The sequence below is a fragment of the Agromyces sp. Soil535 genome, assembly GCF_001428255.1.
Taxonomy (GTDB): Bacteria; Actinomycetota; Actinomycetes; order Actinomycetales; family Microbacteriaceae; genus Agromyces.
Genome location: NZ_LMRW01000016.1, coordinates 20,450 through 38,497 on the forward strand (window position 1 = coordinate 20,450; position 18,048 = coordinate 38,497).

Genomic DNA, 18,048 nt, shown 5'->3' on the forward strand with positions numbered 1-18,048 from the left:
CGCGGCGGCGAACTCCTCTCCACGGATGCCGCCCCCGGCGATGTTGGGTCGCTGCTGCACTGGCGCTGCGCCTTCGGGCACGAGTTCACGGGGAGCGCCCGCCTAGTGCTGACCGGCGGCCACTGGTGCCTCGTATGCGTGCGAGATGCCGCAGGCTACGCACAGCAATCGGAACGCAACCCGTTCCTCGCCCAGCTCGAGAACGCGTCAGAGGTTCGGTTGTCCCTCAGGTGACTGCGCACCGATCTCCAGAATGCGGAGATCGGTGCGCAGTCCCGCCGCAGCCTCGAGAGGGTGCGGTTTCGACGTTCTCAGCGAGCGACGTTCGAGGCCTTCGCAGCCTCGACCGCAGCCTTCTCATCGAACTTCAGGACATACCCGTCCCTCTGGGCCTCGTGCATCGCGGTGCGGACCCCCTTCACGTAGTTCTCATGGGTTCCATAGCGTGCCTTCAACTCCTCGTCGGTGTAGTAGCGATGCTGTCCCGACACGGAGCAGGGGAATGCCGCCCCGTTGCGGGGCGAAAGGAAGGCGGTCGGCGCCGTGAGTTGTGCGAGCCGCACACCCCCGAGCGCGTTTCCGTCTGCATCGCGCATCGGCACACCCGCGGCATCCCGGTCGAAGAGCTTCGAAGGCGCCGCGGCCGTTCCGCTCAGAATCCATTCGCGAACGGATTCGATGGCGGCGTTCAGTACCAGGCCCGAGTCGACCGTGCTGAACGCGGGGAGGACCCCGCAGGTCGGCTCGATCCAATCCGTGAAGGAGATCGGCCCGTTCGGCCCGAGGAGGGACTGATCTCGAACGATGACGTCGTCCATGTACTGCGACCCGTACAGCGAGGCGTGAGTTCCGCCGGCGACTTCCCAGACACGGGTGTATTCCGACGTGGTCCGCGGGAATCCGAAGGCGAAGGCGTCTGAGTTGACGCTGATCGCAGGGACGGCTCGATCCGATCGCAGCTGGCCGGCCTGGTCCTCGTAGACGAAGCCGTCGAAGAAGCCGTACAACGGCTGGATCGTGTTGTAGTACACGGTGAGACGCCCCGCCGATTGCGATTGCCCAGCGGCGATGACGTTCTGCACTTCGAGACCGGGCAGCGGTCCGACGTCGCCGGCGTTGTCCTTCAGCGCCTTCGACACCTGAGACATGATGTCCCACGACAGCGGGTCGCCGGTGCACAGCGACGTCCCACCCGTGCCACAGGCGTTGACGTCCACCGAGAGGTTCCTGTAGCGCTCGGGACTCCATCGTTTGAGATGTTCGACGCCGACCCGTTGTGCTGACACAGCGGCGACCGCGTATCCCTCGCGCAAGAGATGCTCGTAGACCTCCGCGAAGAGGAACTCGCCGTCCTGGCCGATCGTCACGTTGGCCCACTCCACGATCAGGGTGCCGTTGAAGCGCTCGGGCTCCGGTGTCCTGACGAGCACTCGAGTGCGATACGGCCAGTCACCGTCGATGACCTGCGCGGCTTGCAATGCACCGGTGTCCGCCCCGGCATAGCGATTCGCCACGCCGTCGGCGTAGAACTCTCGTTCGGTGTAGCCGAGGGCCGCCAGATCAACGGCGGCGGCACCAAGCGGTGTCGTGCCCGGCACATCGACCTCCGTGAGGGCCGCGGCCGGCACTGGAGTAGGCTCGGCCTTCGCCTCCGTCGCTGCCGTGGGTGCCGCGAATGATGCGGTGGGAAGGGAAACGAGCGCTGCGATGAGAATCAACGGCAGAAGCGCTCCCGCCACGACGCGAAGCCTCATTGCCCACTCGTGGACGTGCTTTCGTAACATTCTCGAGCCTTTCTCTGCATGGGAGCTGGCTCCCAGCACACGCCGGGCTCACGGGTGCGAGCTCGGTACTCCTGACGTGGGCAGTCTCCTGCGGATCGGCGTGCGCTACGTTGACCTTCCACGCACAACCCTTGTCGGCCGGTGACTCTCGCATCGTGACCCGGCGACACCTCGCGGCGTGTTCGGATCGCACTCCCGGAGCAGTAGGCGTGTATTCGCTTCGTAGGGCACGTCGTCTGAATACTCGGGCACCAAGTCGATGAAGTGTTTGTCCTGCAGGTCCCTGCCATTCGTCGGTACTCCCTGCGGCGTTGAGCGATCTCGGCGGCGAACGAGGCTGCTCGAGGCATCACGCTTTGCGCATACACGGGCGCTCCCCCCGAACGTGCCACGATCTCTGCGAACAGGCGTAAGGCGCGCGCAGCCACATCCTCTACAGGATCGCCGATACCTAGGTCATTCGTGCCGATCAGAACGAAGACCGCGACTGGGTTGCCCATCGCCAGCCGGGGCTACAGCGCGGGCCGCCGGCGCATAGCACCGGTCACGCTGCTGATGCCCGTGGTCCGCGACAGTCCAGCGACTGACGAGTGCCCAAGCAGCGCGCCCTGACAGACCGTCGAGATGCGAGATCCTGCAAGGCCGCCGGCCTCGTCATTAGTGCGGGCGGTTGGTGCGCGTCAGCCCCGCGTCCGCCATCAACGTAGCGATCCCTGAGCCATCGACGCCGTCAGTCTTGAACCGGTGGCCGGCGGCCTCGATGATCCGCTGCCGCGTCGCCTGCTTTTGCTCCTTGCTGTACCGCACCGCATGCTCTTTCGCCCTTGCGGCCCGCTGGTGATCCTCGTCCCGCACGTCATTCAGAGTACGACCATAATTTAATTTTCCGAAAGTCTTGCCCTGGAAGCCGCTCACACGTATGGTAGTACGAACGTAATCTAAAACTTCAGGAGCTCATGATGACAGCAACACCCAAGGTCGCGCTCGTAACCGGCGCCTCCTCAGGCATCGGCAAAGCCACAGCGATCGCCCTGGCCGCCGCAGGTTTCCAGGTGATCGGAACCGGCCGCCACACCGCCCGACTCACCGCGCCAGCCGGGGTGACCTACCTCGACCTCGACGTGACCAGCGACGAATCGGTCGCCGCAGCGGTCGAGCAGGTGATCGACCGGTTCGGGCAGATCGACGTCCTGGTCAACAACGCCGGCGTCGGCGCCACCGGCGCAGCCGAGGAGTTCTCGATCACCCAGACGCAGGACATCTTCGACATCAACGTCTACGGCGTCATCCGGATGACCAAGGCGGTCCTGCCGCACATGCGCGCCCAACGCCGCGGACGGATCATCAACGTCTCCTCTCTCAGCGGCTTCGTGCCCAGCCCGTTCATGGCCCTCTACGTCTCGACCAAGCACGCGGTCGAGGGCTGGTCCCAGTCGCTCGACCACGAGGTCCGCGACCAGGGCATCCGGGTCCTGCTCGTCGAGCCCGGCCCGATCAACACCCCGTTCGCAGGCCACAGCGTGCAAGCCGACACCCCCATGCCGCTCTACGCGGCGGGACGGCGCAACTACGACGAGCTGATCGAGAAGAACCTCAGCAGCGGCGACGACCCCGCCGTCGTCGCCAACGTGATCGTCGCAGCGGCCACCGACCCGAACCCGAAACTCCGACGCACCGCCGGCACGACCGCCCGGACCATCAACGCGGTGTACCGCGTCGCCCCGGCCCGCAGCTTCGACCGCGTCATCCGCAGATTCAACCGGATGCCGACCTGATCGCCCACCTTGGCTCTGTCAGAGACAACAACGACTACGGAGAGACGAATCATGGCGTCTGAAGACAAAACAGGACTGGAAATAGAAGAACACGGCACGACCTTGGTCGTCCGCATTAATGGCGGCGAGCATGCGCTGCTGGATCCAGGTATGGCCGCTCAACTCGGCAGACTCGTCGACCGGGCTGACAAGGATCCCAGCATCCACGCCGTCGTGTTCACCGGAGCGCATCCCGATCGATTCTTGAGCCACGCGGACATCACCTGGCTCCAAGAGGGCGGCGTCGGCTTTCCCCCCATCAGTACCCGTACCGCGGGGTTCGTCTTCCGCATAGCGACCGCAATCAACAAGATTCCGGGCATCAGGTCACTCGCAGGCAAGACCAAGCTGAAGACACTCCTGCAACTGGATGGCCTGCACGCGACGTTCCTGAAGATGAACGCGAGCGGCACCATCTTCATCGCGGCCCTCAACGGCTCGGCGCTCGCCATCGGCGCGGAATTCGCCTGGGCATGTGATGTGCGGATCATGGCAGATGGAGACTTCGTCATCGGCCTGACCGAAGTGCTGCTCGCACTCACCCCGGGCGGCGGGGGTTCCCAACGACTGACACGCTTGATCGGCTCCCGGCAATCGCTAGCCGCGATCCTCGAGGGAAAGCCGTTCACCCCTGCAGAAGCCCTCGCGCTCGGTGCTGTCGACGAAGTGGTACCGCAGAACAGGGTGCTCGAGCGCGCGATCGAGCGAGCTGAGTACCTGAGCCTGCGGTCGAAGAAGTCGCTCGGGGCGATCAAGCGGTCGGTGTACTTCGGCGCCTCGATGCCACTGTTGGACGGCCTGCAGTTCGAGCACGCGGAGTTCCTCGTGAGAGATCAGGCCGAAGAAGCCCAGAAGCGGATGCTCGAATACGTCGTCGCAACGGAAGCGACGGGCGATCTGCCCCTGCTGGACCCAAAGACGTACGCCCGCGCACTGCGCAAGGGTCGCATCGGCGCTGGTTCAAACGAAGAGAACGAACCACTCACACAACAGAGCCGCCGAGTCCGGGCGTAAGCCCGGCTGAGATGGAGGAACACATGGTGCGGTACACGAAAGAACACAAGCAGGAGACACGACAGCGGATCATTGCCACCGCCGGTCGACGGCTCAAGCGGGACGGCATCGACGGTTCTGGTGTCGCGACGCTCATGAAGGACGCGGGCCTGACCAATGGGGCCTTCTACGCCCACTTCGAATCCAAGGATGACCTCGTCGCCGCCGCGATCGCCGACCAGCAGCACACACTGCACGCGAACATCGTCGCGCAGGCGGAGCCCGGCCCGGCCGGCCTCGAGCAGGTCGTGCGCTGGTACCTGTCGGCCCAGCACCGGGACGACCCCGACGGCTGCCCCAACGCGGCCCTGCTCGACGAGATCGGGCGCTCCGCGGAGACAACGCGCCAGGCGTACACCGATGGCGTGCTGGTGGTCATCGACGGCCTCGCCGCCCGCATGGCACCCGAAGATCCGCTCTCGGCCCGCGTGAAGGCGCTCAGCCTGCTCGGCCTGATGGCCGGGACGCTGCAGCTTGCCCGCGCCCTGACCGACCGACAGCTCTCAGACGACCTCCTCGAGCAGGGCCTCCGCAATGCCTTGGCCCTGGTGGACGCCGAGCTCGGACCATGACCCACATTTCCGCGACACGCCTCGGCACACCCAGCGACGTCGCTACATCAGACAGGAACACCATGACCACGCAACCCTTCAACCCGCAGCTGCGGGCCGCGCGGTTCCTTCCCCGCACCATCATCACTGCCCGAAGGCTTCCCACGCTCCGTGTCCTCACCAAGCTCACCGGGAGCGCTCGACGGCCGGACGCGCAGGTCGTCTCCGTGAACGCCGACGTGTCAGTGCACGTCTTCCGGCCGGCATCGGCCCGGCCTCGGACTCCGGCGCTGCTGTGGCTCCACGGCGGCGGAATGGTGCTCGGCGACGCGGCGCAGGACAGCGACTTCTGCCGCCGGATCGCCGATCAGCTCAACATCGTCGTCGTCTCGGTGGAGTACCGGCTCGCACCCGAACACCCGTTCCCGACGCCGCTGGAAGACTGCTATACCGCGCTGCAATGGCTCGCCCGCCAGCCCGACATCGACCCCGCACGCATCGCCATCGGCGGCCAGAGCGCCGGCGGCGGTCTGGCCGCAGCGCTGGCGCTACTGGCGAAGGAACGCGGCGAGATCCGTCCGGTCCTGCAACTGCTGTCCTACCCGATGCTGGACGACCGGACCACCACCCGCACCGACATCGACCCGCGGCGGCTGCGCATCTGGAGCCCGCGCAGCAACCGGTTCGGCTGGCGCGCCTACCTCGGCGCCACCGCCTCGGACGGCAACGTGCCCACGCTGGCCGCGCCGGCCCGCTACGACGACCTCTCCGGCCTTCCGCCCGCATGGATCGGCGTCGGCACCAACGACCTGTTCCACGACGAGGACGTCGCCTACGCCCGGCGACTGCAGCAGGCCGGCGTCGCCAGCACCCTTCACGTCGTGCCCGGCGCCTACCACAACTTCGACTCCATCGAAGCGAAAACCGCGGTCTCCCGGGCCTTCCTCCAGGCCCAAACCACCGCACTGGACGAAGCACTCAACACGGCTGAACGGACGCACACGATGGGTCAGCCGCCCGCGCCCATCTCGCGCAGCTGAAGGAACGCACGACGGGGCGCGACAAGCCGGTCAGCCCGGGGACGTACCGCGCACAGATGACTGCCCTGCGCCGCTGGGGCCTGCAGGCGCCTGAAAGCGCCGGCCGAGTGGTCGTCGGTCGTCGGCCAGGTGCTCATCGTCCACGGCGAAAGCGACCGGCTGGGTGCCGCCCGCGAACGCCATCGAGCTGGCCCGGCTGCTTCCCGGCGCGACGGTGACGGTGTACCCCGACTCCGGCCACGGCGCCGTCTTCCAGTACCACCGCGAGTTCGACACCGCGCGTGATTTCCTCCGCCGATAGCTCCCCCACCGCAGCGTCATCCGCTATCAGCACAAGCCAACCGAACAACACCAGACCACGAAGGAACGTCACCATGCGCGCGTTTGTCGTCAGCAGGTACAAAGGAGCCGCTGCAGGAAGCGGACGTCCCCGAGCCCGTCGTCGGGGAGCACGACGTGCTCGTCCAGGTCCAGGCCGCTGGGCTCAACGTCGTCGACGAAAAGATCCGGGCGGGGGCGTTCAAGTCGTTCCTCCGGTACGAGCTGCCGCAGGTCATGGGCAGCGACGTCGCCGGAACGGTGATCGGCGTCGGCGCGAAGGTGTGGGCGTTCGCGCTCGGCGACCAAGTGTATGCCCAGCTTCGCACGGACCGCATCGGAACCTTCGCTGAGCGCATCGCGGTGCCCGAGGCCGACGTAGCCCTCAAGCCGGCGACGGTCACCCTCGAGGAGGCGGGCTCGTTGCCGCTGGTGGCCCGCAATCGCAGGAACCCGGGGGTGAATTTCATCCACATGGCCTCCATCAGGAAGACGCCCTGTGCGGCGGCAAGACCGAACAGGTCCGCGACCTCGGCGGCGTTCATCGCCATCGGTTTCTCGACCAGCACATGCTTGGCTGCCAGTAGGGCCTCGCGGCTCATGATGTGGTGGGTGGCGAACGGGGTCGCTAGGTAGATGGCATCGATCGAGTCGTCGGCGAGGATGGCAGCGTAGTCGGCCGTCGCGTTCGCGATTCCGAATTCCGTGGCGAAGCGCGCCGCCTTTTCGAGGTTCCGGCTGTGTACCACGACGGCTTCGGCTCCTGCGCATCGGGCCAGGTCGGCAGTGATCGAGCGCGAGATCGTGCCGGTGCCGATGATGGCCCACCGCTGCGGGGACGCGGTCACGCTGGCAACCCACCACGGCGGGCGACGTCTCCGAGCCAAGCGAGGCTCGGCTTGGGAGTGCGCTCGAAGGTTTCCCGATCGACGGCGATCAGCCCGAAGGTCGGTTCCCAGTGGCCCCATTCGTAGTTGTCGAGTGCTGTCCAGTGCAGGTACCCGCGGACGTCGATACTGTCGGCCATCGCGGAGAATAGGCCGCTGAGTGCTCCGGAGGTGTAGCTGATGCGCCGGGCATCGTCTCCGATCGCGATTCCGTTCTCGGTCACGAGGATCGGGACGCCTCCGGTGACTTCCCAGGTGTGCCGAACGGCCAATCCCAGCGCGTCCGGACGGTAGGCCGTTCCGACGAGGGTGTTGTCGGGATGTGGGGCGTGTGGCACGAGTCCGTTCTCGTCCACCTGCTGGGTGGAGTAGGCCTGCACGCCGATGAAGTCGTCGCCGCGGGCAGCCTCGAGGTAGAGGTCTTCCAGTGCGTACTGGATCTCACGGTGCTTGGTCTCGTTGCCTGGGCTCGCGGTAAGGGCTTGGTTCGCAACGGTCCAGCCGACCTTCGCACCAGTCGCATCGCGGATGAGATCGCGAACGGCGTGATGCGCCTCGACGAAGCGACGGCCGACCTCCGGGTCCGGGATCGGGAGCAGCGGTTGGACCGCGCCCTCGACAGTCGGGCTCTGCCACTCCGGCAGCTCCCCTGACTCGGCCGCTCGGGCCATCTCGATCATCATGGTCATCATGTTGGGTTCGTTGATGGTGGCTACCCACTCCACCCCGTCGAGGATGGGGATCACGGTGCGCACGTAGCGGATGAAGTGGTCGACTGCGTCATCCGCCAGCCAACCGCCCAGCTCAGCGAACCACTGCGGATTGGTGAAATGGTGGAGGGTCACAACGGGCGTGAGGCCCAGGTTCCTGGCCGTGTCGATCATCCGGCGGTAGTGCGCGAGCTGCGCCCGCGAGATCTGACCCTGCCGCGGTTCGATACGAGCCCACTCGATGCCGAAACGGTACGCGTTCAGGCCCGCGTCCGCGAGCAGGCGCATGTCCTCGGGGAATCGGTGGTACGAGTCGATAGCGTCGCCGCTCGGCACCATTCCTGGGATGGATTCCTCCCGAGCCCACCAGTCGCTGCTCACGTTGTTGCCCTCGATCTGAAGCGGGGCGGATGAGGCTCCCCAGAGGAATCCGCGCTCGACGTTCATCATGTCCTTCCTTCGTTGGCTTTGTAGCGGTGATACGGACGCTCGACGACCTCAGCCGCCCGATCATGGCGGGGCAGCCGGTACACCGAGAATTGAGAGATGCCGGTATGGGCGTAGTCCATCGGGATGGGAAATGGACTGAGGGTTCGCTGTACGGGCGGGTGGAGGATCGCCGCGCCACCCGCGGTCTCGTCTCCGTTGAGCCAGCGGGCGCGGCTGCCATCGGAGCCGAGCTCCTCGACAGACTCCAGCCCGACCTGCCATTCCGAGTCGCGGTCGTGGAGTTCGATGCGGAATCCACGGCCGACGGCGAGGTAGTGGTCCCCACCGAGATCAACCACCATGCCATACCCGTGCGCGCCAGCGGGGTCGACACCGATCCCCGCCAGGCGACTGAGCGAGAGGACAGTGCGCCCGAGCTTGCGGGTCACGGATGGGATCGCATCGGAAAGGTGGAAACCGACGCTCCCTCCTCCTGCTGCGGAGCCTTTCCGGGCGGCGTGTGCAGCCGCGAGGAGTCGGTAGGCGTCGGCGAGCGGACTGATCTCGGAGTTCTCGGCAGAGTCGACGCCGAAGGGCGAGATGCCGATCGCATGGTATTGACCCATCGCCAGGAACGCGGTGCCGATCCCGGACAGGTCGCGTCGCTGTTCGGGAATGAACAGCCCTCGCGAGACTTCGGCGAAGGCTCCCAAGATCGTGTCGGGGTCCCCGAAGTACAGGTCGGGAACCAGCAGGTCCAAACTGGGCGCGGCCGTTGTCCACACGTCGGCGACACGTGGAAGGGGTCCGCCGCTGGGGTAGGTTCCGGGAACTTGGCCGCCGCCGACAGCGAATCCTTCGACTTCCATCTCGATCTCGCTGTCCAGCCAAGCGTTCACGAAGAGCGGCAGCGCGGTCACCTGCCGTGCTCGGGACGCAAGACGCTCCACGAGGGATGCATAGCCCCAGGCCATGAATGCCTCGTCGCGCCCGAGCGGGTCGCCCGATACGGCAGACCACGATTGCGACGTACCCTGCTCGAACCCGGGTCGATGTGCAAGGGCGTCCTGCAAGTTCAGCGGTATCGGGGCGTGGAACGCGGCGTTCGCCCATTCCGAGTTGTCCCGGGAAGCGCCCAGCAACCCGATTTCGTTTTCAATCTGGATCATCAGCACGGTGCGCTGGTCGGAGTCGATCGCCTCGACGTATTCGACGAGAGCGTGGAACGCGTCCGCGTCGAGCTCGGTCGGGCCGAACGGCGTCAGTGTGTCGGACAATCTTCCGTCGGCGAGAACGCAGCGGGGATAGCGCTCCCAGTCCCTCTTGACCCACGCCGGCGCGTAGCTGGAGGAACCGTTCTTCCACGCTCCGAACCAGAGAAGCACCAGACGCATCCCAGCCTTCCGCGCTTCGGACACGAGCACATCGACGGAGGAGAAGTCGAATGTGCCCTGGATCGGCTCCACGGATTCCCACGTCACGCTCGCGAGGATGGTGTTCGCGTTGACGGCCTGCGCGACCTCGAGCCCGCGCGCCAGCGCGTTCGCACCGGAGGGTGAGGAGTTGTGCAGTTCGATGCCGAGAACGGGAAATGCCGTGCCGTCGACGATCAGCTGCGCACGGTCGGTGGTGCGGTCGAGGTAGGGGGCGGTGTCGGTGGCTGTGGTGCTCGTGTTGGTCATTTGATTCCCGTGCTCGCGATTCCCTGGATGAAGTAGCGCTGGAGAAAGAGGAAGATGAGGATCATCGGCAGCACCACGACGACCGAGCCGGCCAATAGGAGGCCGTAGTTCGTGCCGTTGGCTCCGACGGCGAACAGCGCGAGCGCCACTGGCAGGGTGTACATGTCGTCGGTTTGGGCGATCACCAGAGGCCAGAGGAAGTTGTTCCACTGCGCGAGGAAGGTGAGGATCGCAAGCGTCGCCAACGCCGGCCCTGACAGCGGCAGGATCAACCGGAAGAAGATTCGGACCTCTCCTGCGCCGTCGATCCGGGCGGCTTCGAGGAGCGAGTCGGGAATCTCGCCGATGAACTGCCGCATGAGGAAGACACCGAGGGGTGTGACCACGTAGGGCAGGATCAGGCCGATGTAGCTGTTGGCCATTCCCAGGTTGCTCACCTGCACGAACAGGGGCACGAACGTCGCGATGCCCGGCACCACCAGCATCAGCAGCACGAGCGAGAAGAGCAACTTCTTGCCGGCGAAGTCGATCTTCGCGAGGGCGTAGCCGGCCATCGAGCAGAAGAGCAGGTTGCCGATGACGCACGCCACTGCGACCAGCACGCTGTTGAAGAAGTACAGCCCGAAGTTCTGCTTGGCGAGCAGGTCGGTGAAGTTGGACAGCGTGGGATTCTCGGGGAGCCACTGGTTGGGGTTGGCGAGGATCTCTCCGGTCGGCTTGATCGAGCCGAGCAGCATCCACGCGAACGGCGCCAGTGTGATGACGAGTCCGAGCGACAGCAGGATATAGATCAGCGCACGCGGCGAAGGTCGCCGCAGGGTGCGCCGCGGGGCGGCGATAGTCATGTCAACTCCTGGAGCGGAATAGGCGGAACTGGAGGAAGCTGAGCAGCGCGATGACGAGCACGAGTACGTAGGACGCCGCCGAGGCGATGCCGTAGAGCCCGAAACCGAACTGTTCGTAGGCGAAGTAGCCGATCGACGTCGTGCTGTCCAAGGGGCCGCCGCCGGTCATGACGAAGGGTTCTTCGAAGAACTGCAGGTAGGCGATGCTGAGGAGAACTGCGACGACAAGTGTCGTCGGCCGGAGCAGGGGCAGAGTGATACTGCGGAATGAACGCCACTTACCTGCGCCGTCCACGCTGGCGGCTTCGTGCAGTTCAGTGGGGATCGCTTGCAGTCCGGCCAAGAAGATGACCATGGGGATGCCGAAGTTCCGCCAAACCGCCATGATGATCAGTGCGGGCATCGCCCACGCCGGATCGTTGAGCCAGTCCGGCCCATCGATGCCGATCACGGCCAGGGCCGCGTTGAACAGGCCGTCGTCCTGGTACATGTACCGCCAGACGACGGCGATTGCGATGATGCTGGTGACCACGGGTGCGAAGTAGCCGACGCGGAAGACGGCCTTGAGCCGCGTGATGCCCGAGTTGAGTGCGACGGCGATCGTCAGCGCGACGACCATCGTGAGCGGGATGCCGACCACGACGAAGTAGAGCGTGTTGAGCACCGAGCGCACGAACGTGTCGTCGGAGAACAGCGCGAGGTAGTTCTGCAGCCCGACGAATCCGACGTTGAACGGGGTGCGCAGGTCGCGGCTGGTGATGTCGGTGAAGCTCATCAGCAGCGATGCGAGCACTGGCCAGAGGCCGAAGAGAAGGAAGAAGAACAGGAACGGGCTGCAGAACAGCCAGGCGACCAGTGTTCGTCGCGCCCGGGCGCGGCCCCTCCTCCGGGGCGACCGCGACTGGGCGCGGTCCCTCTTCCGAGGCGGGGAGGTGGTCGCCGCCTCGGAAGGAGCGATCAGAGTAGTAGCAGACACGAGAAGTTACTCCCCCGTACCGATCTTCTCGGCGCCGGACTGGATTGCGGCGAGCGCGTCCTCGGGGGTGCTGACGCCCTTGGCCACCTTCTCGGCCTCGCTGTCGACGAGGGCGCCGACCTGGGTCCAGGTCGTGACAGCCGGCGCGTTCTGGGCGTTCTGGAGCTGCTCACCGAACACGGCGAGGTTCGGGTCGGAGGCCAGCGCGTCGCCTTCCCAGGCGGACTGGACGGCGGGCAGGTCGCCGGAGATCTCGAACCACTTCTCCTGCGTCCCGGCATCCGAGAGCCACCGGACGAGCTTCCAGGCTCCATCGCGGTTCTTCGCGTCCTTGAAGACCGAGAAGTGGCTCCCGCCGATATACGAGGTGTTCGCGTCCGGTCCGGCAGGGATGGGAGCAAGCCCGACGTTTGCGAGGAAGTCCTCACCGCCCGCCTGTACCAGAAGGCCGGTCTCCCACGGGCCGGAGATGAACGAGCCGACCGCGCCGGAGACGAACTGCGGCTCGATCTCGCCGAGGTTGACGGGTCCGTTCTGGCTCGCGATGCCGCTCGTGAAGAGCGACTGGTACCGTTCGAAGCCCTCGAGTGCTTCGGGCGTGTCGAACGTGAAGTCCTTGAGTCCGTCGTCAGTCAGCTGTGCGCCCGCCTGCCACATGTACGGGAGGACACCCTGCCAGGTGTACGGCGCCCCAGTCGCCGAGGAGAAGCCCCATTCAGCCCCCTCGCCCTGAAGTGCCTTGGCGAACTCATCGAACTCATCCCACGTCCTGGGGGCCGCAACACCGGCGGCCTTCGCGAGATCGGCACGGTAGAAAAGGACTCGGGTCTCGACGTACCATGGCACCGCGTAGGTGGCGCCGTCGATCTCGGTGCTCGATTGTGCGCCGGCGAAGAAGGACGCGTCGTCGACGAGTCCGTCGGGGACCGGGTCCAGGCCGCCACCGGCCACGAACGAGGCCAGATCCGACGATCCGATCATTGTCGCGTCCGGGGTCGACCCGGATGCGACAGCGGTCTCGATCTTCTTCGCGTAGTCCTGCCACGGGACCGCGGTCACCGTGACATCCGCGTCGGGGTTCTGCTCCTCGAACTCGGCGACGAGATCGGGCAGGAGCTCGCCCTCGGTTCCCATCGCCCACACGTTGATCGTCCCTGACGCCGAGCTGTCATCGATCGCGGCGCCGGCCTTGACGTCGCCGCCCGCCGTGTCCGCGCGTCCGCATCCTGCGAGAGCCAGGACGACCAGAATGCCGCTCGCGAGAGCGGCCAGACCTGTCTTGCGTGCCATTGCAGTTTCTCCTCTTCGAGTCAGCTTGGGTGCTGTGTGAGACGACGATAACCCCAAACCCGAACAGTTGCAACATTTTCAATGCAAGGCCGGTAACATTGCCGCATGGCATCCGACACGGGCACCGACGGCACCGCCCCGGTGCGGCGCGGGCCCTATGCGAAAACCGCGAAGCGGCGACAGGAAATCGTCGATGCCGCGACCAATGTCTTCGCCACGCGTGGATACCATGGCGGCTCACTTCGCGACATCTCGCGTCAGATCGGGCTGAGCCTTACCAGCGTCGTGCATCATTTCCCTGCGAAGAGCGACCTCCTCGCCGCCGTGCTGGAGAATGCCGACCAGACGGCTGACTGGTTCCTCGATCGCGCCCGCGCCCAAGGTGTGAAGACCGCGATCATCGAAGTCGTGACACACAACCTCGACAGACCTGAACTGTTGCGCCTTCTCGCGATCGTGTCATCCGAGGCATCCGACCCCGAGCACCCAGCACACGGATGGTTCGTCAAACGGTACGAAAACCTCGCAACAGTGCTGCAGCGGCTTATTGCACACGACGTCGAGCAGAGCAGGTTGCCATCGGATGTGGATCCTGAACAGGCGGCCCACCTGATCATCGCAGTGTGGGACGGCCTACAACTGCAGTGGCTGCTGGATCCCTCACAGGACATGCCGGGTCGTATGGATCGGGCGCTCGCTCGACTCCTCGGCTGAGCGGTCGGGAATGCACTGAACTTCGCGAGTTCGAGCAGATCGACACGGCCTGGCAGATCTCACGCTAGGACGCCGCCATCCCACGTAGGACGCAGCGGGTGGAAGGACGGGAGTCGAACCCCAACCGAAGTTGGTGCGAAGGGCTGTCGTCGTCGAGATCTTCGATCCACACAGCCCAGGTGGGAGCCTGGATCACGTCCTCGGCGTTGATGTCGTGCTTGGAGCGCAGCGTCATGAACCTTCACGCGGCCGATGCCGCCAACGCCTCGCGGATGACCTCGGAGCGGGTCTTCCCCTCACGTTCGGCCCGCGCGTCGAGCGTGGCGAGATCGTTCAGCGTCAGCCGAAGTGCGACGACCTGCGACGGCTCCCCCGCCACGGTCGGGCCGACCCCCCTCCCCCGCTTCAGCGTCTCGACGTCGTATACCGGCAGGCCGCCCCTGCGGACGCCACCACTGGCCACGGAGTCCCGAACACATGCTCCGAAGTAAATGTGTTGGATAAACGTGCGCGCTCAACCCCACCGAACGACGGCGGTGCCGACGCCTTGCGCCGCACGATCACTGCCGACACGACTGATTCCGCGCCCGGCACATGTTCACAATCCCACTGCAAAACTGTTGGAGGCATCCAGCCGTGCCCCGAGCCCGCTTACCGAAACCCCCTGATCAGTCGGCAAATCGGGCATCGCGATACGGCATTTGAACCCGAGACCAGAGATCAAATCATCCAACCCTTCGAGTACTACATAGATTGCCCTGATCAGGGATTCTCTCGGTAGGGCGGACGGGACTTGAACCCGTGACCGATGGATTATGAGTCCACTGCTCTGACCGGCTGAGCTACCGCCCCTCGCGACGCCTCACTCGGGGAGTGCCACCGGCGCCGCGTAGGTGACCGGGTCGGTCACCGGCTTCCCACGATACAGGCTCTCGAACGTCGAGATCGTGCGCTGGATATCGTGCGCCGCGATGAGGCGGAGCGAGCCCTCCTTGAGCGCGCGGTACTCGTCGGGCGACGACTCGAGCACCGTTCGGAGCTTCGCGGCGAGGTCCTCGGGACTGCCCGGCTCGAAGAGGTACCCGTTCTCCCCGTCATGCACGAGGTGCGGCAGGGCCATGGCGTTGGCCGCGACGACCGGCAGTGCCGAGGCCATCGCCTCCATCGTGACGATGCTCTGCAGCTCGGCGATCGACGGCATGGCGAGGACCGAGGCACGGTGATACGCCTCGCGGAGCTCGTCGTCGGTGACATACCCGGTGAACGTCACGCGTTCCGCGACGCCGAGCTCCGACGCGAGGTGCTGCAGGTTGCGCATCTGGTCGCCGCCGCCGACGATCTCGACCTTCGCGTCGAGTTCGGCGGGGAGGAGCGTGAGGGCGCGCAGCAGCACGTCGATGTGCTTCTCGCCCGTCACTCGGCCGACGAACAGGATGCGGTTCTCGGTGCGCGCCGACCAATCGGGCGAGTACTTGTGGGCGTCGATGCCGCACGAGATCGCGTGCACGTCGGTGAGCCCGGTGTGCTTCTCGAGGAACTGCGCCGCCTTGCGGGTCGGCGTCGTCACGGCCTCCGCGCGCCCGAATGTGCGGCGCGCCGCCTTCCAGGCGAGCCCGACCGACCACTCCTGCCACGCCTTCGGCAGCAGAGTGAACTCCAGCATGTTCTCGGGCATGAAATGATTGGTGCCGATGATCCGGATGCCGCGCTTCTGGGCCTCGATCGACAGCCCACGCCCGACGCAGATGTGCGACTGGAAATGCACGACGTCGGGCTTCACCGCGTCGATGACGCGGGCGCTGTTCTGCTTGATGCGCCACGGCAGGGCGAACCGCAGCCAGTCGTGCGGATACCAACGCCAGCTGTAGATGCGGTGCGCGGTGACCTCGCGACCCTCGTGCACCTCCTTCCAGGTGCCGTGCTTCCGGCTCGCTGCCGGCGCCATGATGTGCACGTCGTGGCCGCGCTCGGCGAGCCCGGCGGCGAGTCGCTCGGCGAAGCGTGCGGCGCCGTTCACGTCGGGGGCGAACGTGTCGGCGCCGATCAGGATGGTGAGCCGGCGTTCCGTCTCTGCGCCGTCGGTGCCGGCGGGGGTTGTCGCACCGGGAGTGTCAGACACGTGGTGTTGTTCCTCACAAATCGTCGGGTCGAGGCGATGGCCTCGTGGAGTGCGCGGCGCGGGCGGTTCGGCACGCGGACTGAATCCGACCATAGTCTACGCATCGACGCCTGCGCGATCCCCCGCGTGCATGTCGTGCGCGGTGCTCAGAGGCGCGTTTGCGGATGGTTGCGGGCGAGCATGAACACGCCCCACACGGCGATGACGCCGGCGAGCACGAACACGAGGTTGGCCCAGAGCGGCGCCTGGGATGCCTCGCCGAGCACGATGATGCCGATGGCGACGGCGACCATCGGGTCGACGACGGTCAGGCCCGCGATCACCAGGTCGGGCGGCCCGGTGGCGTACGCGTTCTGCACGAAGTACGCGCCGAGCGCGGTCGCGAGGAGGAGCCCCAGCAGGCAGGTGAACGTGAGCCACTCGAACTCGCCCTGCTCGATGCGGCCGAGCACGACCTTCGCGAGCGTCGCCACGAAGCCGTAGAGCACGCCCGCCATGATCACGTAGAAGATCGCCCGGATCCGGCGCCGGAACAACGCGAACGCCAGTCCCGCGAGCGCCAGCACGACCGCGAGGATGACGAGGATGATGATGAGCTGCGTATCGGTGACGGGCTTGTCGACTGCGGTGAACGCGGCGACGCCGACGAAGAGGAACACGCCGCCCACGCACATCACGATCGCGATGATGGACTTGCGGTTCAGCTTCACGTGATTGACGCGGGAGTTGAGGATGGACGTGATCACGAGGGCGATGGCGCCGAGCGGCTGCACCACGATGATGGGCGCGAAGTAGAGGCTGCCGAGCTGGAACATGATCGCGAGGCCCAGCATGATCGTGCCGATCACCCAGGAGGGCCGGGCGAGCAGGAGGGCGAGCTGGTTGACGCTGAGCCCCTTGCCGAGGGTGTCGACGGTGCGCGCCTCGACCTTCACGACGCCGCGGTGCTGGAACTGGGCACCGAGCGACAGGAACACGGCACCGATGAGCGCGAGCGGGATTCCGATGAACTGCGTGGGGTCGAGCGCGATCTGCTCGGAGAAGTCGCTCAGGTCCGGATCCACGCAACGACCCTACCCGTTCGCCCCCGGATATCCTTGCCGAATGGCCGTGCTCCCCATCCGCATCACCGGCGATCCGGTGCTGCATTCCCCCGCCCTGCCCGTCGAGACGATCGACGACGAGCTCCGTGCGCTGGTGCGCGACCTCTTCGAGACGATGGATGCCGCGCCCGGCGTCGGCCTCGCCGCACCGCAGGTCGGCGTGCCGCTGCGGCTGTTCACCTACGGCTGGGTCGACGAGTCGGGTTCGCGCTGGCGGGGCGTGGCGATCAACCCCGAGTTGTGGATCACTCCGCCGCCTGCGGGCGAGCCCGACCTCGACGAGGAGTCGGAGGGGTGCCTCTCATTCCCGGGCGAGCGGTTCGGGCTCCGGCGGGCCGAACGCGCCATCCTGCGCGCCACCGACCTCGACGGCGAACGCTTCGAGATCGCGGCCGAGGGGTGGCTCGCCCGTATCTTCCAGCACGAGTACGACCACCTCGACGGCACGCTGTACACGGATCGCCTGGACGACCACGACCGGCGGATCGTCGCCAAGATCATGCGCAAGCTCGGCTGGGGCGGGGCGGGCGAATCCTGGATGCCGGGCGTCGACGACCTCGAGGGCTGAACGCGCGGCAGCGGGCGGCGCAGCTCCCTCCCAGGACACGTCCCGAACCGACGAAGGGCCGCCCGGTCTGCGGGTTCTGACGGTGGTCGCAACACCCTGATTTTCAGGAGGTTGCGGCCACCGTGTCGTTTTCAGGGGATCGTGCGGAGCTGAGGGCGGAGTTCC

The 18,048-nt window shown here is 66.1% G+C and carries 18 protein-coding genes, 1 tRNA gene and 2 pseudogenes; 8 read left to right on the forward strand and 13 right to left on the reverse strand.

Translation table 11 applies throughout. From position 1 onward, the window contains the following. Window positions 1-311: 311 nt before the first annotated feature. Both ASG80_RS12885 and ASG80_RS24145 read right to left on the reverse strand, forming a co-directional pair. A complete protein-coding gene (locus tag ASG80_RS12885) occupies window positions 312-1,739 on the reverse strand; it encodes an alpha/beta hydrolase domain-containing protein (RefSeq protein WP_156401831.1) in 1,428 nt (475 codons plus the stop codon). A 702-nt stretch (window positions 1,740-2,441) separates the two neighbouring features. After that, entirely contained in the window at window positions 2,442-2,699 is a 258-nt protein-coding gene (locus ASG80_RS24145; protein WP_200952560.1) for a hypothetical protein, read from the reverse strand. 44 nt (window positions 2,700-2,743) lie between these two features. On the opposite strand from ASG80_RS24145, the gene ASG80_RS12895 reads away from it, so the two are divergent. The 6 genes and pseudogenes from ASG80_RS12895 to ASG80_RS12915 form a co-directional block, all read left to right on the forward strand. Beyond that, entirely contained in the window at window positions 2,744-3,559 is an 816-nt protein-coding gene (locus ASG80_RS12895) for an oxidoreductase (protein WP_200952561.1), read from the forward strand. A gap of 51 nt (window positions 3,560-3,610) precedes the next feature. Beyond that, window positions 3,611-4,612 carry an enoyl-CoA hydratase/isomerase family protein gene (locus ASG80_RS12900; protein WP_056731338.1) on the forward strand — a complete coding sequence of 334 codons (1,002 nt, stop codon included), beginning with the start codon at window positions 3,611-3,613 and terminating at the stop codon, window positions 4,610-4,612. 23 nt (window positions 4,613-4,635) lie between these two features. Next, a complete protein-coding gene (locus tag ASG80_RS12905; protein ID WP_056731340.1) occupies window positions 4,636-5,223 on the forward strand; it encodes a TetR/AcrR family transcriptional regulator in 588 nt (195 codons plus the stop codon). After that, entirely contained in the window at window positions 5,220-6,242 is a 1,023-nt protein-coding gene (locus tag ASG80_RS12910; protein ID WP_235508312.1) for an alpha/beta hydrolase, read from the forward strand. The genes ASG80_RS12905 and ASG80_RS12910 overlap by 4 nt, the downstream gene beginning before the upstream one ends. 163 nt (window positions 6,243-6,405) lie before the next feature. After that, window positions 6,406-6,543, forward strand: coding sequence for an alpha/beta fold hydrolase (locus ASG80_RS23585; RefSeq protein WP_156401832.1), 138 nt, complete (start codon window positions 6,406-6,408; stop codon window positions 6,541-6,543). Between the two features lie 73 nt (window positions 6,544-6,616). Beyond that, a pseudogene (locus ASG80_RS12915) lies at window positions 6,617-6,998 on the forward strand (alcohol dehydrogenase catalytic domain-containing protein); the annotation flags it as partial. A 101-nt stretch (window positions 6,999-7,099) separates the two neighbouring features. Here ASG80_RS12915 and ASG80_RS24885 read toward each other — a convergent pair. From ASG80_RS24885 to ASG80_RS12940, 7 genes and pseudogenes are all read right to left on the reverse strand, one after another. Then, window positions 7,100-7,408, reverse strand: a pseudogene (locus ASG80_RS24885) (Gfo/Idh/MocA family protein); the annotation flags it as partial. Continuing rightward, window positions 7,405-8,607, reverse strand: a complete 1,203-nt coding sequence (locus ASG80_RS12920; protein ID WP_056731344.1) for a family 1 glycosylhydrolase — start codon at window positions 8,605-8,607, stop codon at window positions 7,405-7,407. The pseudogene ASG80_RS24885 and the gene ASG80_RS12920, both read right to left, overlap by 4 nt. Beyond that, on the reverse strand, window positions 8,604-9,560 hold the full coding sequence (locus ASG80_RS24890) for a DUF5597 domain-containing protein (RefSeq protein ID WP_369816259.1): 957 nt from the start codon (window positions 9,558-9,560) through the stop codon (window positions 8,604-8,606). Before ASG80_RS24890 ends, ASG80_RS12920 begins: the two co-directional genes overlap by 4 nt. After that, entirely contained in the window at window positions 9,503-9,646 is a 144-nt protein-coding gene (locus ASG80_RS24895) for a hypothetical protein (RefSeq protein WP_156401834.1), read from the reverse strand. The genes ASG80_RS24890 and ASG80_RS24895 overlap by 58 nt, the downstream gene beginning before the upstream one ends. 618 nt (window positions 9,647-10,264) lie before the next feature. Beyond that, a complete protein-coding gene (locus tag ASG80_RS12930) occupies window positions 10,265-11,113 on the reverse strand; it encodes a carbohydrate ABC transporter permease (protein ID WP_056731347.1) in 849 nt (282 codons plus the stop codon). Window position 11,114: 1 nt separating this feature from the next. Continuing rightward, window positions 11,115-11,888 carry a carbohydrate ABC transporter permease gene (locus tag ASG80_RS12935; RefSeq protein WP_369816260.1) on the reverse strand — a complete coding sequence of 258 codons (774 nt, stop codon included), beginning with the start codon at window positions 11,886-11,888 and terminating at the stop codon, window positions 11,115-11,117. A 207-nt stretch (window positions 11,889-12,095) separates the two neighbouring features. Continuing rightward, a complete protein-coding gene (locus ASG80_RS12940) occupies window positions 12,096-13,379 on the reverse strand; it encodes an extracellular solute-binding protein (protein ID WP_056731349.1) in 1,284 nt (427 codons plus the stop codon). Window positions 13,380-13,484: 105 nt separating this feature from the next. Between ASG80_RS12940 and ASG80_RS12945 the strand changes: the two genes are divergently transcribed. Then, a complete protein-coding gene (locus tag ASG80_RS12945) occupies window positions 13,485-14,093 on the forward strand; it encodes a TetR/AcrR family transcriptional regulator (protein WP_056731351.1) in 609 nt (202 codons plus the stop codon). A 241-nt stretch (window positions 14,094-14,334) separates the two neighbouring features. Here ASG80_RS12945 and ASG80_RS12950 read toward each other — a convergent pair whose 3' ends face one another. From ASG80_RS12950 to ASG80_RS12965, 4 genes are all read right to left on the reverse strand, one after another. Next, a complete protein-coding gene (locus tag ASG80_RS12950; RefSeq protein ID WP_056731353.1) occupies window positions 14,335-14,556 on the reverse strand; it encodes a ribbon-helix-helix domain-containing protein in 222 nt (73 codons plus the stop codon). A 315-nt stretch (window positions 14,557-14,871) separates the two neighbouring features. Continuing rightward, a tRNA-Ile gene (locus ASG80_RS12955) sits at window positions 14,872-14,945 on the reverse strand. Between the two features lie 10 nt (window positions 14,946-14,955). Then, window positions 14,956-16,212, reverse strand: a complete 1,257-nt coding sequence (locus ASG80_RS12960; RefSeq protein WP_056731355.1) for a glycosyltransferase — start codon at window positions 16,210-16,212, stop codon at window positions 14,956-14,958. A 146-nt stretch (window positions 16,213-16,358) separates the two neighbouring features. After that, on the reverse strand, window positions 16,359-17,276 hold the full coding sequence (locus ASG80_RS12965) for a DMT family transporter (RefSeq protein WP_056731357.1): 918 nt from the start codon (window positions 17,274-17,276) through the stop codon (window positions 16,359-16,361). A gap of 40 nt (window positions 17,277-17,316) precedes the next feature. On the opposite strand from ASG80_RS12965, the gene def reads away from it, so the two are divergent. Continuing rightward, the gene (def, locus tag ASG80_RS12970) at window positions 17,317-17,883 is read left to right on the forward strand and encodes a peptide deformylase (protein WP_056731359.1); all 567 of its coding nucleotides are present in this window, start codon (window positions 17,317-17,319) and stop codon (window positions 17,881-17,883) included. The last annotated feature ends 165 nt before the right edge of the window (window positions 17,884-18,048 follow it).

Bases quoted from the DNA above. Each gene is read 5' to 3' on its own strand.
- ASG80_RS12905 (WP_056731340.1), top strand. From the start codon at position 4,636: ATGGTGCGGTACACGAAAGAACACAAGCAGGAGACACGACAGCGGATC.
- ASG80_RS12935 (WP_369816260.1), bottom strand. From the start codon at position 11,888: ATGAGCTTCACCGACATCACCAGCCGCGACCTGCGCACCCCGTTCAAC.
- def (WP_056731359.1), top strand. From the start codon at position 17,317: ATGGCCGTGCTCCCCATCCGCATCACCGGCGATCCGGTGCTGCATTCC.
- ASG80_RS12900 (WP_056731338.1), top strand. From the start codon at position 3,611: ATGGCGTCTGAAGACAAAACAGGACTGGAAATAGAAGAACACGGCACG.
- ASG80_RS12930 (WP_056731347.1), bottom strand. From the start codon at position 11,113: ATGACTATCGCCGCCCCGCGGCGCACCCTGCGGCGACCTTCGCCGCGT.
- ASG80_RS12910 (WP_235508312.1), top strand. From the start codon at position 5,220: ATGACCCACATTTCCGCGACACGCCTCGGCACACCCAGCGACGTCGCT.
- ASG80_RS24890 (WP_369816259.1), bottom strand. From the start codon at position 9,560: ATGGCCTGGGGCTATGCATCCCTCGTGGAGCGTCTTGCGTCCCGAGCA.
- ASG80_RS12945 (WP_056731351.1), top strand. From the start codon at position 13,485: ATGGCATCCGACACGGGCACCGACGGCACCGCCCCGGTGCGGCGCGGG.
- ASG80_RS12895 (WP_200952561.1), top strand. From the start codon at position 2,744: ATGACAGCAACACCCAAGGTCGCGCTCGTAACCGGCGCCTCCTCAGGC.
- ASG80_RS12940 (WP_056731349.1), bottom strand. From the start codon at position 13,379: ATGGCACGCAAGACAGGTCTGGCCGCTCTCGCGAGCGGCATTCTGGTC.
- ASG80_RS12920 (WP_056731344.1), bottom strand. From the start codon at position 8,607: ATGATGAACGTCGAGCGCGGATTCCTCTGGGGAGCCTCATCCGCCCCG.